The sequence below is a fragment of the Synechococcus sp. A15-44 genome (genome assembly GCF_014280115.1).
In the GTDB taxonomy this organism is placed as follows: domain Bacteria; phylum Cyanobacteriota; class Cyanobacteriia; order PCC-6307; family Cyanobiaceae; genus Parasynechococcus.
In genome coordinates this window covers 1,434,826-1,449,511 of sequence record NZ_CP047938.1, presented here as the reverse complement: position 1 = coordinate 1,449,511, position 14,686 = coordinate 1,434,826, and the positions used below count along the sequence as shown (strand labels likewise).

Annotated in this window: 18 protein-coding genes; 8 read left to right on the top strand and 10 right to left on the bottom strand. The window is 51.3% G+C overall.

What is annotated here, in order from left to right:
- The first annotated feature begins 57 nt into the window (after window positions 1–57).
- The gene (locus tag SynA1544_RS08150; protein ID WP_255477517.1) at window positions 58–1,257 is read left to right on the top strand and encodes a DNA recombination protein RmuC; all 1,200 of its coding nucleotides are present in this window, start codon (window positions 58–60) and stop codon (window positions 1,255–1,257) included.
- A 159-nt stretch (window positions 1,258–1,416) separates the two neighbouring features.
- Here SynA1544_RS08150 and SynA1544_RS08145 read toward each other — a convergent pair whose 3' ends face one another.
- Complete coding sequence (locus tag SynA1544_RS08145; protein ID WP_370594059.1) at window positions 1,417–1,713, bottom strand: type II toxin-antitoxin system VapC family toxin; 297 nt, start codon at window positions 1,711–1,713, stop codon at window positions 1,417–1,419.
- A gap of 125 nt (window positions 1,714–1,838) precedes the next feature.
- Window positions 1,839–2,189, bottom strand: a complete 351-nt coding sequence (locus SynA1544_RS08140) for a type II toxin-antitoxin system Phd/YefM family antitoxin (RefSeq protein ID WP_255477516.1) — start codon at window positions 2,187–2,189, stop codon at window positions 1,839–1,841.
- Between the two features lie 155 nt (window positions 2,190–2,344).
- On the opposite strand from SynA1544_RS08140, the gene SynA1544_RS08135 reads away from it, so the two are divergent.
- The 7 genes from SynA1544_RS08135 to SynA1544_RS08105 all read left to right on the top strand — a co-directional run bounded on the left by SynA1544_RS08135 (window position 2,345) and on the right by SynA1544_RS08105 (window position 5,958).
- The gene (locus SynA1544_RS08135; protein WP_186512903.1) at window positions 2,345–2,542 is read left to right on the top strand and encodes a type II toxin-antitoxin system HicB family antitoxin; all 198 of its coding nucleotides are present in this window, start codon (window positions 2,345–2,347) and stop codon (window positions 2,540–2,542) included.
- Window positions 2,542–2,754, top strand: a complete 213-nt coding sequence (locus SynA1544_RS08130; protein ID WP_186512902.1) for a type II toxin-antitoxin system HicA family toxin — start codon at window positions 2,542–2,544, stop codon at window positions 2,752–2,754. The genes SynA1544_RS08135 and SynA1544_RS08130 overlap by 1 nt, the downstream gene beginning before the upstream one ends.
- Window positions 2,755–2,859: 105 nt before the next feature.
- A complete protein-coding gene (locus SynA1544_RS08125) occupies window positions 2,860–3,144 on the top strand; it encodes a type II toxin-antitoxin system HigB family toxin (protein WP_222930143.1) in 285 nt (94 codons plus the stop codon).
- An 8-nt stretch (window positions 3,145–3,152) separates the two neighbouring features.
- Window positions 3,153–3,554 (top strand): type II toxin-antitoxin system HigA family antitoxin, encoded by a 402-nt coding sequence (locus tag SynA1544_RS08120; RefSeq protein WP_186512901.1) that lies wholly within the window; start codon window positions 3,153–3,155, stop codon window positions 3,552–3,554.
- Window positions 3,555–3,597: 43 nt separating this feature from the next.
- On the top strand, window positions 3,598–3,858 hold the full coding sequence (locus SynA1544_RS08115) for a hypothetical protein (RefSeq protein WP_186512900.1): 261 nt from the start codon (window positions 3,598–3,600) through the stop codon (window positions 3,856–3,858).
- A gap of 301 nt (window positions 3,859–4,159) precedes the next feature.
- Window positions 4,160–5,167, top strand: a complete 1,008-nt coding sequence (locus SynA1544_RS08110) for an HIT domain-containing protein (RefSeq protein ID WP_255477515.1) — start codon at window positions 4,160–4,162, stop codon at window positions 5,165–5,167.
- Window positions 5,168–5,214: 47 nt separating this feature from the next.
- Entirely contained in the window at window positions 5,215–5,958 is a 744-nt protein-coding gene (locus SynA1544_RS08105; protein ID WP_186512899.1) for an HNH endonuclease, read from the top strand.
- 273 nt (window positions 5,959–6,231) lie between these two features.
- Here the strand turns inward: SynA1544_RS08105 and SynA1544_RS08100 are convergent, their stop codons facing one another.
- The 8 genes from SynA1544_RS08100 to SynA1544_RS08070 form a co-directional block, all read right to left on the bottom strand.
- Entirely contained in the window at window positions 6,232–8,124 is a 1,893-nt protein-coding gene (locus SynA1544_RS08100) for an ATP-binding protein (protein WP_255477514.1), read from the bottom strand.
- A gap of 257 nt (window positions 8,125–8,381) precedes the next feature.
- Window positions 8,382–8,837: a hypothetical protein gene (locus tag SynA1544_RS08095; RefSeq protein WP_186512897.1), complete on the bottom strand. Its 456-nt coding sequence runs from the start codon at window positions 8,835–8,837 to the stop codon at window positions 8,382–8,384.
- A gap of 205 nt (window positions 8,838–9,042) precedes the next feature.
- Window positions 9,043–10,002 carry a hypothetical protein gene (locus SynA1544_RS08090; protein WP_255477816.1) on the bottom strand — a complete coding sequence of 320 codons (960 nt, stop codon included), beginning with the start codon at window positions 10,000–10,002 and terminating at the stop codon, window positions 9,043–9,045.
- The gene (locus SynA1544_RS14725) at window positions 9,944–10,246 is read right to left on the bottom strand and encodes a TIR domain-containing protein (RefSeq protein WP_255477513.1); all 303 of its coding nucleotides are present in this window, start codon (window positions 10,244–10,246) and stop codon (window positions 9,944–9,946) included. The genes SynA1544_RS08090 and SynA1544_RS14725 overlap by 59 nt, the downstream gene beginning before the upstream one ends.
- 157 nt (window positions 10,247–10,403) lie before the next feature.
- The gene (locus tag SynA1544_RS08085) at window positions 10,404–11,252 is read right to left on the bottom strand and encodes a GIY-YIG nuclease family protein (RefSeq protein ID WP_186512896.1); all 849 of its coding nucleotides are present in this window, start codon (window positions 11,250–11,252) and stop codon (window positions 10,404–10,406) included.
- A gap of 137 nt (window positions 11,253–11,389) precedes the next feature.
- Window positions 11,390–12,259: a hypothetical protein gene (locus tag SynA1544_RS08080; protein ID WP_186512895.1), complete on the bottom strand. Its 870-nt coding sequence runs from the start codon at window positions 12,257–12,259 to the stop codon at window positions 11,390–11,392.
- A gap of 597 nt (window positions 12,260–12,856) precedes the next feature.
- Entirely contained in the window at window positions 12,857–13,408 is a 552-nt protein-coding gene (locus SynA1544_RS08075; protein ID WP_186512894.1) for a hypothetical protein, read from the bottom strand.
- 115 nt (window positions 13,409–13,523) lie between these two features.
- Complete coding sequence (locus SynA1544_RS08070) at window positions 13,524–14,678, bottom strand: HNH endonuclease (protein WP_186512892.1); 1,155 nt, start codon at window positions 14,676–14,678, stop codon at window positions 13,524–13,526.
- Window positions 14,679–14,686: the final 8 nt, after the last annotated feature.

Genomic DNA, 14,686 nt, shown 5'->3' with positions numbered 1-14,686 from the left:
ACTGAGCACTCGGATGATCTTTTGCTATCGCTTTCTGCGAGCAGGTGATGGCGAGAGTTGAGCGCAGACCTGGAGCACATCCGTTCAGCCAAGGAGGCATTGAGCCAGCGGACTGCTGAGGTCTCAGAGATGTTGCGGTCACAGGAAAGCCAGACCCAGTTCCTCGAGCAGGCCAGCGCTGATCTGCTCACCCAGTTCCGCTCGCTGAGTGGGCAGATGCTGGATGGTTCCCGCGAAGCGCTGCTCAAGAGCACCAAGGAAACGGTGAGTGAGCCGTTCGCCAAGGAGGTGCTGCAGCTGCGCCAGCAGGTGGAGGCGTTGCAGAAGGAGTCCAACGCCAAGCTCACGGTGCTGGCGGAAACCACCCGCGATCTGCGTCAGCGCAGTGAAGACGTGCAGGGGGCAGCGCAGCAGCTCACTTCCGCATTGCGCTCGCCGAATGTGAAGGGCCAGTGGGGGGAGGTGAACCTGCGCCGGATCCTGGAGTTTGTGGGCTTGATCGCCTACTGCGACTTCGACGAGCAGGTGCATGTGGGCACCGATGAGGGTGCTTATCGGCCGGACTGTGTGATCACGATTCCCGGCTCCCGCCGCTTGATCGTGGATTCCAAGGCACCGATCGAGAGCTATCTCGATGCGTTGCAGGCCAATGATCAAGCCCAGCGGGAAGCCGCACTGACGGAGCACTTGAAGAAGGTGCGCAGCCACATCGATCTGCTGAGCAAGAAGGATGACGCGGGCAAGCTCAGTGCCCTGTCGATGGCACTGGAGCGGGATCCGCAGCTACTGGAGCACGCCTTCAGCAAGAACATCATCCTCACCTTCCCCACCAGCCTGCTGGCGATCCTGAAGGGATTGGCGATGACGATTCAGCAGGCGGAGATCGCCAAGAACATCGATGAGATTCAGGCGCAAGCTGTGGAGCTGCACAAGCGCTTCTCGATCTTCATCGACAAGTTCAACGACATCGGCAGCCAACTGAACCGTTTGAACAAGAGCTTCAATGCGGCGGTGGGATCAGCGCAGAGCCTGCTCCGGCTTTGTCGGGCCAGAGCGATCCGAAAGCCTTGCTTGGACCAGGCAGTTTCAAACAGCAGACCGTGGCCACGCTCAAGAAACTGTGTAAACAGCACGGCATCAAGGGCTTTTCCAAGCTCAAAAAGCTGGAGCTCTGCAAAGCCCTGGAGGCAGAAGGCGTTCAACCACCGCCACCACTCTTGGAGAGCTTCAGCAAGAAGGAGCTGGTGGCAATGCTGAAACAGGTGCTGGGAATGAATTGAATCACCCTGGCTGATCCTTACCCCCTTCGCCGCTTCTCAACGATCTGATGGCTTTGGTTGATTTTGGCTGACTTGTTTCTGGCGCAATAACGATTCAGCAGACACTCCATCCCGCCTGCGGAGGCAGGAGTGGTGGTCATGGCAACACTTCAAGTTGAAGCAGCTGGGCGGCCTGATTCAGTCGACGGTCGTAGCAGGCAAATGTCAGCGGAAGCTTTAACTGTTCATGCAAATTGTGAGCTGCTGCCAGTTGAACGCTGCCATAGCCACGTAGTGCGAATGCCTCGGCATACACCCCAGCTTTTTCGACCAGTGGCTGGGTGATTTCAGCGATCGCAAAGTCAGGCCAGGCCTGCTCGAACATTGATCTGGCCTGTGTCAATCCAGGTTGGTTTGCACCCTTGACCCGACTGCGCTGAGCGAATGCGGCCATCGATTCCGCCCAAGTGATCCTGCAAACCGCAATGCCTGTGCAGTCAGCGTGTTGCCTGAGCATGACGACGCTGTCTTCCTCGCTGATGAACAGTTTGAGAAGTGCGGATGTGTCGCAGAAAAGAATCACTGCGTGGATCCACGCCCCTCAAGCACGAGGTCACTGATCAGTGGCCCTCCATCGTTGAGCTTCACGGGCGGAGGCATCACTGGCTTCTTTCCATTCCAGCTGATCAACCCTGCATCAATCGCTTGTTGCGTCGGGTTGCTGATCTCCGAGTCCGCCGGCTTCACAGCAGTGATGCGGGCGATCGGTTTTCGATGGGAGGTGACTTCCACTACCTCGCCGCACTGGGCACGGGCCAGCCATTCGGAGAGGTGGGTCTTGAGATCCCGCACCGAAACCTGGCTTGCGACTACTTTTGGCACGGCTAACTCCTCTGATGCGACCACACTAGGTCCGATTTCGGCGCTCATGCCTCTCCTCCCACCACGGTGCGGCGTTGGGCGATCACGCGATCGTTGCCATCGACCAAAGCGGCCGCCACAGCTGCTTCACTGAATCCTGGGGCCGGCACCCGCTGGTTGTTGACTTCCAGCGTCGATAGGCTGAGTCAACCGCCTGGGCCCGGATGTCATACCGCATACGCCTTTTGGAAACCAGCGAGGGGTGGTCGGTGAGTTGCCTTGATCTACCCGGTTGCCATTCCCAGGGCGAGTCGCGCGACGAGGCTCTGGCGAACATCCGGGAGGCCATCCAGCTGTGGTTGGAGGTGGAGGCGGAGGAAGCCGGTGTGAAAACCGTGGAGACCTTAGAGCTGGCTGTCTGATGCCGCGGCTTCCAGGCATCAGTCAGAAAGAAGCGGTCCGGGTCTTTCAAAAACTGGGTTTCCGCGTTGTGCGCGAATCAGGTCACCTGATCATGAGCAATGGCGAGCGGCGATTGGTGATTCCACGGCATGACCCGATCAATGCCATCACCATGGGTGCCATTGCTCGCGATGCAGGACTGACCCCTCAGCAATTCCGCGATCTGCTCTGAACGCCTGGCCCGGGCACCTGGATGTTCAGGGGGAACGCTGGCGTTCGATAACGCCAAGCCGGAGCCAGCCAGCTTCTGGGCCTGACCGCTCAGCTGCAGTGTGCCGTGGCTGCCCGAGCGGGGGCCATGGGCAGGAAAGCTGATCACAAAGTGCCGATCGGCCTGGGCACAGAGAGGCAGACCAAAACGGCCGCCACTTGGAGACATCCACAGGAGATGAAGGCCAAGTTTTCCAGTGCCAGTTTTCTTGCCAACAACAGGGTTGTCTTCAACATCAGCGGTAACAAGTATCGCCTTGTCGTCAAAGTGGATGACGACGTCCAAGTGATCTTTATCCGATTCATTGGCAGCCATGCCGAGTACGACAAGCTCGACGCTTCAATCATCTGAGACATCGCATGAAACCCATCAAACCCATTCGCAACGAAGCCGATTACGAGCTTGCCCTTCAAGAGATTGATCACTGCCTGGATGCAGCATCAGGCAGCCCTGAACGGGATCGGCTTGAAGTGCTGACTGTTTTGGTTGATGACTATGAGGCCAAGCATCACCCCATCAGCCCACCTGAGCCCATTGCCGCGATTGAATTTGTACTGGAGCAACGAGGGCTGTCGCGAAAAGATTTAGAAGGAGTCATCGGGAGCAGCGGCCGTATTTCAGAGGTGATGAACAAGCAACGCTCGCTTTCGTTGGCCATGATCCGAAAGTTGGTGGAGACGTTTGATCGTCCCGCTGATGTGTTGATTCGTCGCACAGGGAGGTCAGCGGCCCAGGTCCTCACCACCTGCGTGTCTGCGTAGGTGACGGATCGATCTCCAGCTGATCTCTGCACTGGCGACCTGTTTGAAAGCATCGCGTCTCCAAGGCGTTAACGCTGAGCGTTGTGGCCTCGATGCCTTCCGGCAGCGCCAAGGGCCCGATCCGTTCATCGTTCATCCCTACGGCCACGGAGCCAGGTTCCTGAGCGCGGCGATTCGCTTCGCTGCAGGAGTGGAGCACCAGGTCAACGAAAAGGGTGGTTTGTGCCTCGGCACCCCACAGTTCCTTCAGCGGGCTGAAGCGGTCACGCTGTGCAAGCCAGACATCTGGGTCCGTGATCAGTAGATCGATGACGGATCTGCCGTTGGAATCAGGCGGTTGATCTGAGCGACCATGCCGTTTCAGCGCTCGCTAGCCCGGTGGCCTTAGGGGCTTTAGGCGTCGACGATGTCTTGATAAAAGGGTCGAAGCAGCTTCTGATGTACTCGGGTGTCTGGCTTTCTCTCCCCAGTTGAGGGATCCGGCATGCGTCGTAATTCCCCCGAATGAGGGAGCCATCACGCAGAACACCACAAGAGACGTGGAATCACGCTGCCCATGGCGACTTGGGTGATTCCTTTCAGACTCTGAACGGCTGCTGATGATGATGGAGCCCGCTCGATCAACTGCCTACGCCCGCCTCGCCGCTTACATCAACCGGCGGATGCGGATGTCGCACATTGATCAGCCGCTGATGCTGATGGAGCTGCTCGGCAGACGCAGCCCTGCACCAGCGGAAGACATCGCGCGCAGGATCCTCGGTGAGGACAGCTCCCAGATCGAGTACTACAGCGAACGTGTGAAACGGATGGTGGGGCGGGTGCTGACCTCCAACGGCATCACGTCTCATGCCGAAGGCGTCTACAGCCTGATCGGCGCGGACGACCTCAGCGAGATCGAGCGGGATGCACTGCTGCAGCTCTGCCGGGACAAGCTCGATGCATTCCGCCTGAAGCGTGGTGACGATGTTTTCGCCCATCGCTCACGCCATCGCACGGCCATCAGCGGATCAATTCGCTACCGGGTGTTCACCCGCGCGAAGGGCCGCTGTGAATGCTGCGGGGCCCATGAGCACCAGGCGGCGCTGGAGGTTGATCACATCATCCCGAAGAATCTCGGTGGTTCTGATGACATCTCCAACTTCCAGGCGCTCTGCTTCCGTTGCAACGCCGGCAAGCGGGACAGCGACAGCACCGACTTCCGTGGGGTGCTGCAGAGCTATGGCCACAGGCAGGAGGGATGTCTGTTTTGTGACCTGCAGTCTTCAGATCGTGTGCTGATCAGGAACGAACTGGCGGTTTGCATCGCCGATGCCTACCCCGTCAGCGAAGGTCACAGCCTGGTGATTCCCTGCCGGCATGTGGCCGATGGAATGGAGCTTCATCAGCCCGAGTGGAATGCCGTCACTGCACTGCTGAAGCAGAGAAGGCATGATCTTGAGGTGGCGGATGCCTCCATCACTGGTTTCAACATCGGCCTGAACAGTGGTGAGGCGGCCGGGCAGACGGTGATGCATGCCCACTGGCATCTGATCCCAAGGCGGAAAGGCGACACGCCTGACCAGCGGGGTGGGGTGAGGGGTGTGATTCCAGGGAAACAGAGTTATTCGATGTGATATTTCGATCAGCTTGCTAAGGGTGAATCGAGAGGCCTGAACTGGTGGTGGCGTTTTGGTGGGTGAATCACAAACAAACCGTTCGGCAGGAAACCGAAGGCGGCTACATCTGGTCGCCTAAACAAAACGCCAATGGTGCCAAGAACGTCACCTACGACAACCTGGCGCGTTGCCAGGTGGGTGATGTGGTGTTCAGTTACGCCTACGCCAAGATCGGCCGGATTGGTTTGGTTGAATCGGCGGCTGAGACCGCCCCTAAGCCACCCGAATTTGGCAACACGGGTGAGTACTGGGGAGACAATGGTTGGCTGGTAAGAGTGGCTTGGCAACCGCTGCAACAGCCCCTGGTGCCACGCGAACACTTTGAGCTGATTCAGCCGCTGCTGCCGGAGCGCTATAGCCCGATCAGCACAACATCAGGGCGGGGTAATCAGGGGGTGTACCTGGCAGGGCTTGATGAAGCGTTGGGCCATCTGCTGATCAAGCTGATCGAGCAGCATGCTGATGCGGCGATCAAGGTTCATCTCCTGGTGCTGGCAGAAGAGCGTGATTCTTCCCATGCACTGTTTGATGATGTGCAGGCTTTGCAGGAGGTTGTGAGCACAACGGAGCGGGATGCCTTGACCAAAGCACGATTGGGTCAGGGGCTGTTTCGGCATCGTGTGGCTGAACAGGAGCCGATCTGCAGGGTGACAGGCTTAGCTAGGCAAGAGTTCCTGATTGCCAGCCATATCAAGCCTTGGCGGGATAGCACTCATGCGGAGCGACTCGATGGAGCCAATGGCCTCTAGCTATCTCCCCATGTCGACAAATTATTTGATCGGCATTGGATCAGCTTCGATAGCGATGGCCAGTTGATTTGGCAGCATGAAGCGGCAGGAGATGCGCTTCGTTGCTGGGGGATTGGGGGTGCGAATGTGATTCAGCCCTTCACACGGGAGCAGGAGCAGTATTTGCAACTTCATAGGGAATGTTTGCGGTAACGCCAGCCGTAACCGGCGCATTTGTAGTGAGCGCAGCGAACGAAAAATGCGTCCGAGTTAACGGCATTGTTATATGCGACATTAAGACGAGGCAAATTTGCTTACCGCAGAAAGCCAAGAATGTATGTCAGCATATCCACCATTTTTCTTTAATCTTTCAACGGTCATTTTTTCAACTGCGATAGTGTTTAGCAATTTCTTTTTATCGCTTGCTTTCTCCTTTTTCTTTTCTTCCGGCAAGTCATCCCAGTTGTTTGCGTTTAGCTCATTGAACTTTTTCGCCACTTCTACCGGAACGTCCATTTCATTAGAGATATCGCCGATAGATACTGAAGATGTTCCTTGAGATGCATATGCTTCCTCTATTGCATCTTTGTGAAGATAATTCTCTAGCTCATTTTTCACTGTATTGAATGCTACTTTTGATGGATTAGGGTCATCGTTTATCGCTTGAACTGCCATTTTATATGACTGTATGTCGTTGTCGTATACGTGAACCTCCGGCTTTCCCAATCCATCAAGGTGCTTTTGCTCAAGGTAGTGCTTAAGAGCCGAACCACCTGTTATTACATAGCCGACGGAATCAGTTTCATTTAGATTTAGTATCGATTGATCATGCGCCGACAGAATCACGCTATACCTTTTTAAGGCATTTACATCATGATTCCCCTCAACATATAGAAGCAACTTAACCCTGTCAGCCGGGTTAGGTAGTATTCCAAGGGCTGCAATGATCTTGTCGATTACTTCTTCGTTTTTCACGCCATTTTCAGCTCCAAGCTCTATTGCTATCCCGTCTTCGCCTTCATTGGATATATATCTAAGTGACTCTGTTGGTATTTCTCTTGCCAAGTTTGCACTATGCGTTGTAAACAGAACCTGCACGTTTTCTGAGTTCGCAAGATTATCGAGCGAATCAATAATCATCCTCTGATGATTAGGGTGTTGAGATGTCTCAGGCTCTTCTATGGCATAAATGATAGCAGGCGCCCCAGCCTCGGCTTTTCGCTTTTCCGCCTGGGCTTGAAAAAAACTCAAAATGACTAGGCGCCGGATTCCACTGCCTCGTTTGTTCAATGGTATTCCAACATCATTTAATAGCGTTAGATCAAATATTTTGCTGTAGCTTGGGGTTTTACCAAACTCTGAGCGCAACCTTTCAGCAATTGATTCATCAAAGTTTTTAAGCTTTTCTATTGTGCGGTCTGCTACCTCTGTAGAAAATTCTCTGACTTTTTCTTCCACTTGATCTAGCAACTGTCGAATTTCATCGAGCGCCAACGCCTCGTCAATAGCTGCTTGTAGGGGGCTTTTTACGTCACCATCTTTATCATCAAATGACTTGTCGGACTTAAATAGGGAGTAAATTGGAAGAAGCTTCTTTAATGACTTCCATACAACTTTCAAGTTGTCTTCATTGTCTACGCTCCCATCTACCTTTAATAGAACTTCCGCTCTATTTCCACCGATATGATTTCTAATAGCTTGTCGTATTGGTGGGTTTTTTCTCTTGTCAACTCCGTCTAAATCAACTCCAAGTTCCTCAGCCAGATTCTTCAATTGAGTATTTTTCAAGCTAAGCAAGTTGGCTAGTCTAGTATCGCTTAGATGATTGCAGTTAAGGTAAATGGCAGAAGTTTTTCTTGCACCAAAAGTGAATACTTTTCGCATCTCAAACAGGCCTTGTGAATTCAATAGCCCTTCATCTTCTGGGGAGGTCGATACCGATGTGTCGAGTACGACTTCAGATGGCATTCCTTTGAAGAAGCATGTTATCTCAACAGTGTTTCCAGTGGCCGTAGTTGATAAATCCCCTGCTTCAATCGAATCATTGAAAAAGGCGTCTAGCGCATCTAAAAGTGCGGATTTTCCGACATCGTTTCGGCCGATTATTGCAGTGAGATTATTTATGTTGAGCGTAGTTTCGTTCGAATAGCAACGAAAATTCTTAATGGTCATGCGAATTAATTGCATTCAATTCTATCCTCTATCCATGTCGAATAACCGTGAAAAGCATATAACGCTGCCCCTGAGTGGCAGGCAGGGAGAAAATGGCGGCGCAGCAGAGAGTTGATGGGGGCCTGTCCACTCGAGGGGCTTGTTAGCTGGTCAATCCTGAACGAAGCATTTACCTGAAAACGCAACGGAGCACGTCAGAAATCATGAATCAGAGAAAGGCTTTCTGCTGGATCTTGTAAGTCTTGGCAATGGGGAAAAGACATGGCTTCCTGTCAGCTTTGTAAGGAGTCATCGATTGGAAGCCGCCTGTCGGTATCCACAACAATCTCCTCGAAAGCCTGCATTGAATGACCTCTGAACCTGTAAATCCGCTTGCTCACACGCCTTCCCGATCCGCCAGCGCCAACAAATATACCCTTCTCATCAACCCTGCCTCCAACACTTGCTTCTCCAGAATAATCGTAGAACTCCTCCATCTCGACTTCTTCAGCCGACTCAATTCGCCTCGCGATAGCGATCTCTTGAGCAACTCTAGCCTGGGCCTCGGAGATTCTCATCTGCAACTCCTGCCTTTCCGCTTCCACGCGAAGCGTCGCAAGCTCCTTGTCAGCAGCGGCATCACTATGCGTTACGTTCTTAGAGGTCGATTCAGCTATCTGGCTCAACAAATAGCCTGTAGGGTTCAATCCAATCTTTGCGGCCTCAAGAGCAAGCTTTCCATAGTCCATCAAAGTCCACAGGTGACATGGGCTTTAGATCTAGCATGATGCCGAGCAGCCCCACTGAAGGGCACGCTACATACGACCTGCTCAGCTGAATCCAGCTAACGCTGCCCTTGAGTGGCAGGCAGAGAGCTTAGAATGGATTCATAAATATGTTGGCGGCCTGCCCACTCGAAGGTCTTGTTCGGCGCCTACCGTTCCTGTTGGGCCGTCAGACTTTTAATGGGCCAACAGACTTACCTTTAGCCAATCGCAGTTTTGTTTCTTCAGATAAAGTGGGCCCATAGATTATCTCCAAATGCCCATCTGGAATATTCCAATACTTCATAAGCTCATTGGGATAATCTTGTAGCATAATGCCCCGAAAGGCAAATCTCCATCCTGGATCCTCTTCGTCTTCAGAAACTTCAATCAGTTGCTCCTTCCCAGACACCTCGATGCTCGAGATTGTGGGCGGGTCCGTTGTTTCGAGTTTTACCTTGACTCTCAGAACTTCCGGTATCTTGCTTGGCAATACTCCAAGAGAGCCTCGAAAAGGATCCAACACTTGCCTGATGTAGTTTATTGAAAGTTCGTATCGGGAGACACTTTCGAGTGCAAACAGCTCAGCTAGAAAGCTGTTTTTTAGCTTTGATCCCCGGAACTTTCCTTCTCGGTTGAAATACACTTCATAGAACATCCCATTTAATAGATGAATGGGCCACTCGTCAGGTATTTTCGCCAACTGACGACGAAGATCATTCATTATTTCTTGGGCTCGCCGCTCTCCTCCGTCCGCGCATTGATAAATGTTCCGCCCAAGCACAAAGGCCTCGTCAGGCGTCCTCTCGCTCCAGTTGAGACTAAAGACTCTCTCTACTGCCGGCCTTTGCGTATACCAACTATATGTTCGCATAGCTTGAATGATCTCAGATACATCATCACCTGTCTGAATTGGGAAATCTACATCTGCTCTAGCGACATCGGAATAGGAAAACTGCGGATCCGAGAGCAACTGAATGCCAGAGGCAATGAGCTTATCAATAATTCGATCTGCGAACTCCTCGGGCGGCAAGTCTGCCAAGCTAACATACCCCGTTGTTTTCAGAACTCCTGGAACCTCGATACTGGTATCAAAAAAAAGCTGGCAGGATATACTCTCTAGACTCAGAAAATGCGCGTGCTTGTGCATTCATGCGTTCATGGTTAGTCCAAAGCTTCTGCCTGTATTGATCCGAGATAAACATAACGGTATAAAACGCCTGATTCTGGTACACTTCAGATAGATATACGTATAGATCTTTTCCCCATAAAGTAGTCTCTTCAAACTTGTCATAAAATACTTTGACCCCCTTCTCCTGAAGCCGTTGAGCAACCTTGTCTACATACTCTCGATCCTCCCCAGCGAAGGATAGAGCGATGTGGTACTTCTCCATTAACTTGATTCTCCTCCTGTCAGGGCCAGGATCCGCTATTGGAGCTTACAAGGCACTTAGTGCCGCCGAACGCCTGAGTTCACCGGCATTTGAGGCTATGCCTGTTTTTGCGGAAACAAAAATGGGCAGAGGGTCAAATGACCGGTGCAACGAATTGTTATACGGATTCCATCTCCTTAAGTGTTTTTCCCTTGGAATTTTTCCAAGCGGTAAGGCCATTGGCATGCCCGCCGTGGATAACGGCTGCGGCCGCACTTGGACTAGAAAATTCGACATCTTCCGTGAATTCCAATTTGTCTCCGCGATCGATGAGCACGCCTTCTCCGAGAAATTTTTGGCGCATGTTCTTCGGCCAGGGCCACTTTTCCACTGAGGGGCGCTCCTTGCTCACGGCCTCAGAACCTTTCAGGACGAGAAACCCATTCGGAATTGGATGCCCTTTGGCCTTTACGTTTTTGATATCGCAGTGAAGCTGATCATGCTTTTTCTCACCCGATAACGAACCTTCCGACACTTGGACGAGTAGTTCAACACCCAGCACCGGCAAAAGTTGGTACACTTTGCCAAGAAAGACTTCCATATCCTCGCGGTCTGATTCAGGAAGTTTGGCGCCACTGTTCTGGCCATTGGTGACCACGCACCGCTTTGCTTTCGCGGCCTGTTCAATGAGCCGACCTTCGAGGTATCGGATATGTGACTTCGTTAGATTTTCATCCTTGCTCACGAAGTAGATGATTTGGTTCCAAAAATCTTTAGACAGATGCGCCTTAATTCGATCCTTGATTGATTCGGCCTCGCCTATGTAGATGGCGGCCTTTCCTGTTTCTGGATCGGTGCCTGTCAGGATATAGACACCAGCCTGCAAGGATTCTTCGCGCGACAGAATGCCATCGAACTCGCTGCGCGGCCCGGAAACTGCTTTACCGCTCCAGTTGGATAGTTCGGCGGTACGCAGGCGCTTTGGGTCGCCGTGGACGAGGAAAAGTTTGATGGTTGCGCTAGGCATATCTCAAATCCGTATAAGGTTCGCGCCAAGCCGCAAAGTCTTACTGGATCCAGCTTGGGAGGGGAGGCGGCTCAGCTGGATCGCGATGATATGCGCTCGCACGGAAAGTAAAGTAAGGCATATGGCGCTGAAGACACTTAGACTTCGAGAAGAATTATGGCGGAGTTCATGCTTGAGCGAAGCACGTTGCGGCGTTGTCTTATCTTCGGCCGCATTAGTTCTCGTTTACGTTCCCTAGCTAAAATTGGCAGGTCGGATGAAATGGCATTTCGTGCTTCGGCGCGAGCCTTTTTGTAAAGTTCCAATTGTCCGATCTTCTGCGAAGCATTTGAAGTCAGAACATAGTCAGCAACCTTCTTAACGGCTACTCCCCCAAGGATAAGTGCTCCGATTCCTGCTGTCATTGGATTTAGACCAAGGACTACGAGTCCCGACATACCGCCCAAGGCGGCCAGGCCTGAAGTAATTCCAACGGCACTAAAACCAGCAATACCAGCAACATTAAGTGCAGCAAGTGGGACTCCGACAGCAGCAGCTCTACTAGCAAGTTCTTTCCAGCTCTTTTCATCTGCAACCCACTCCTCACCTGCGCCAAGGCAACGCAATATCTGATTCTCAATGGCAATAAACTTTCCAATTACTTCTGTCTGTTCTTGAGATAGATTAATGCTCTCTAGGTACTGCCTTGCCACTTTTCTTGCGGCATTATCCACAGAATTCTCTTTCAAAAGCGTAAGATCTTTGGCCAGCGAAATCTTTAGTTCCTGATTCGCTAAGATGGACTTACTCAATGAGGCAGTGTTAAAGCGTTCGACTTGAGTGACAAGATCTTCGACCAAGCTTCTGCGCACTTCGATCTCGATATCGAGAAGAGAGAAGAGCTCGTAAATCTTTATTACCTCATTAGTATCTAGTAATTCATCAGCAGCGACTACGGCAAGTAACGCATGGAGATATCCATCCCGTTCGCCTGAGTTCAATTCAAGCTTTTTAGGGGTGGGGGACATTTCGCTTTGGCTGGCCTGTTATACAGGCAAAAATCTAGTGTTTACTGATGGCCCTTGGTTAACGTCCCCAGGTGTCGACAAAAATCTTTAAGAATATATGCTACATGCGTATAACGCTCCAGATCAGAAGCGGGCATGGGCTCACCGGGATGACAAGGAGTCATCGCCCCCGTCTTCTGAATCTGGATGTTGGAAGGCTTGGCCTTATCAAGAACTTACTCATCTCTTGAACCATACTCTCAAGTCTGCTACGATTGAATTGACCTTCATTGAGACTTGGGCCAAAGTTTAGCTTTACTGTCAAAATAGATCCGTTAGCGTGGGCGATCTTCATTCCCAAGGTAATCCAAAACTTCAAGGAGATGATTATGGCTAATTTCACGCATGCGATCATGATTGTGATAACTATTTCTGCATTAGCTGCGGTTTGGCGTCTCAATCAGAACAGGGCGGAGGACAGCGCACGTGGAGGTCCCCGTAGGGGGCGCCTACGCTCAGGTCTATTTGCAGTTGAGTCTCTGGCCCAGGAGGTGCGCCTGGGGGGAGTCATATCCCCCACCTCCTCCAATTGATCTATTCGCTCCTGATCTTAATTCTTCACAGCTCAGACGCGTAACCTCTTATAGCGTTCTTGTAGGAATCTATAGCGCCATCTAGGCTTGTTAGCTTTGTTGACATTTGCCTTAGATGCTCTTCACTGGAAGTCTTGCCAGACTTGTAGAGCCTCTTGAAGTCCTCGTTTACAGTGTTGACCTTCTTTAGGATCTGCCAGATTTCGTCAAGCCTCTCGTGTCCGCCATCGAAATAAAGCTCAGCCAAAGTAAAAAGCCTGTCTACATCGATGGTATTCTTTCTGTCAATTGACAAGTCAAGCGCTTCGTTGTAGGTGATGTCGCCTTTCATGACAGCTAGGAATGGGAAATAGAATGAAGCTGCTTGCTTTGACCACGCCATTACTAGAGAGTAAAGTTCTTCTAGGCGCTCTCTACGTGCCTCTAATCGATCTTTTTCGCTTTCATGCCTGAGCTTTAGTGAAAGTTGCCTGGTTGAAGCACGATTCGCAAGGTAAGCGCTGAGAACAGTGAAAAAGCCTGTGACAACTGCTACGCCCAATGCCAGAAGAGAAGGTAAAAACTTGTCTAGGGCCATGGTCAGTAGCCATTAATTGCAATTAAAGGATAATTCGCAGGGCTTGGGGCCCTTCCAACGCTGGCTTGAGCCGCAAACCGCAGGGTTGTTGGACTCAAAGCCAATGTTAGGCTGTTCATAAGTTTTCAAAATAACCAACAGTCTTATTAGCAAGTCCCTCGGCTTCGACAAGATCTTGATGTTTCACTAGGTTTTGGTTATGAGCGATTAATTCTGGCAGTGAAACTGAGACGCCCTTTCCTATGGTCTTAAATAGTATCACGCATATCCCCTCGCGCATATCCTCTCCCATGAGCTCTTTGATGTCTTCGATCTCAGCAAGAGCGATATTCCAGTTCATCTTTCTGGAGAGATTTAGATTTAGTGCAAGGTATTTTCCCGAAGCTATAACTGTGAGCGTTACTGCGTTATTGATTCCGCAAGCACTTGTGAGAGAATCATTTTCATGCCTTAGGGCGCTTTGGCCCGGTATATCGGGTTCCGGATGACCTTCTCTATACCATAGTGCTTTATGAAGCTCCCTGGCATGCCTAGAGTTATCGAAGGTTTCACCAAATAACGTGTGACCAATTCCAATGGCTAGCTTGGCCATATACCGCACATCATATCTAAGGTACATTGATACTTGGGCCGTTCTTGTCTGCGCTTGGCTGCACATGCCATTGAAATAGGCAATCCGCGTTAAATCTAAATTATCCGCCTCGGAAAAGCCAATCTCTGATAGATCTGCTCCCTCGACCTCCGTGCACGACACCTTTCTTACTTTTCTACCTTTAAATGCATCGCCAAAGGATAGCCACGTAATCATTGGATTCTTTTGAGAACGCTCTGACCAAAGAAAGTAGGCTCTAGTCCTAACTTTTCTGGCTGTTATTGGATTGCCACCTGAGTACCAGTACATGCGTTCGTCTGATGGGCGAATCCAATAAACCTGTTCACCCAATGGACCAATCCAAAGCTCACACACTTCATCTTCTTTCATCTCCGGGGGATCAAGGTCGGATGTGCCCATGCATCTCAATGGAAGTGCCGTCGGCCTATCGGGATTGAAGAAGGAATATGCGGCCTTGCTTAGCATACTGTAGACAAGAAAGTCCTTTTCAAAGGATGCATCTACGAACAGCCCAAGGTTGCTATTGCAAGTTCCGCATACATCTCTTGTTTTTAAGTGATCTGGGGCTTGTGTCCCGCCAAGAAACTGCGAGATCACATGTTCTAAAGTAAACTCATCTTCGTCTTTCGCTTGCTTGCAGTAGATGCATGTTTTCATGTGGTTGC

Bases quoted from the DNA above. Each gene is read 5' to 3' on its own strand.
- SynA1544_RS08145 (WP_370594059.1), bottom strand. From the start codon at position 1,713: ATGGCCGCATTCGCTCAGCGCAGTCGGGTCAAGGGTGCAAACCAACCT.
- SynA1544_RS08140 (WP_255477516.1), bottom strand. From the start codon at position 2,189: ATGAGCGCCGAAATCGGACCTAGTGTGGTCGCATCAGAGGAGTTAGCC.
- SynA1544_RS08135 (WP_186512903.1), top strand. From the start codon at position 2,345: ATGTCATACCGCATACGCCTTTTGGAAACCAGCGAGGGGTGGTCGGTG.
- SynA1544_RS08130 (WP_186512902.1), top strand. From the start codon at position 2,542: ATGCCGCGGCTTCCAGGCATCAGTCAGAAAGAAGCGGTCCGGGTCTTT.
- SynA1544_RS08120 (WP_186512901.1), top strand. From the start codon at position 3,153: ATGAAACCCATCAAACCCATTCGCAACGAAGCCGATTACGAGCTTGCC.
- SynA1544_RS08110 (WP_255477515.1), top strand. From the start codon at position 4,160: ATGGAGCCCGCTCGATCAACTGCCTACGCCCGCCTCGCCGCTTACATC.
- SynA1544_RS08100 (WP_255477514.1), bottom strand. From the start codon at position 8,124: ATGCAATTAATTCGCATGACCATTAAGAATTTTCGTTGCTATTCGAAC.
- SynA1544_RS08095 (WP_186512897.1), bottom strand. From the start codon at position 8,837: ATGGACTATGGAAAGCTTGCTCTTGAGGCCGCAAAGATTGGATTGAAC.
- SynA1544_RS08090 (WP_255477816.1), bottom strand. From the start codon at position 10,002: ATGCACAAGCACGCGCATTTTCTGAGTCTAGAGAGTATATCCTGCCAG.
- SynA1544_RS14725 (WP_255477513.1), bottom strand. From the start codon at position 10,246: ATGGAGAAGTACCACATCGCTCTATCCTTCGCTGGGGAGGATCGAGAG.
- SynA1544_RS08085 (WP_186512896.1), bottom strand. From the start codon at position 11,252: ATGCCTAGCGCAACCATCAAACTTTTCCTCGTCCACGGCGACCCAAAG.
- SynA1544_RS08080 (WP_186512895.1), bottom strand. From the start codon at position 12,259: ATGTCCCCCACCCCTAAAAAGCTTGAATTGAACTCAGGCGAACGGGAT.
- SynA1544_RS08075 (WP_186512894.1), bottom strand. From the start codon at position 13,408: ATGGCCCTAGACAAGTTTTTACCTTCTCTTCTGGCATTGGGCGTAGCA.
- SynA1544_RS08070 (WP_186512892.1), bottom strand. From the start codon at position 14,678: ATGAAAACATGCATCTACTGCAAGCAAGCGAAAGACGAAGATGAGTTT.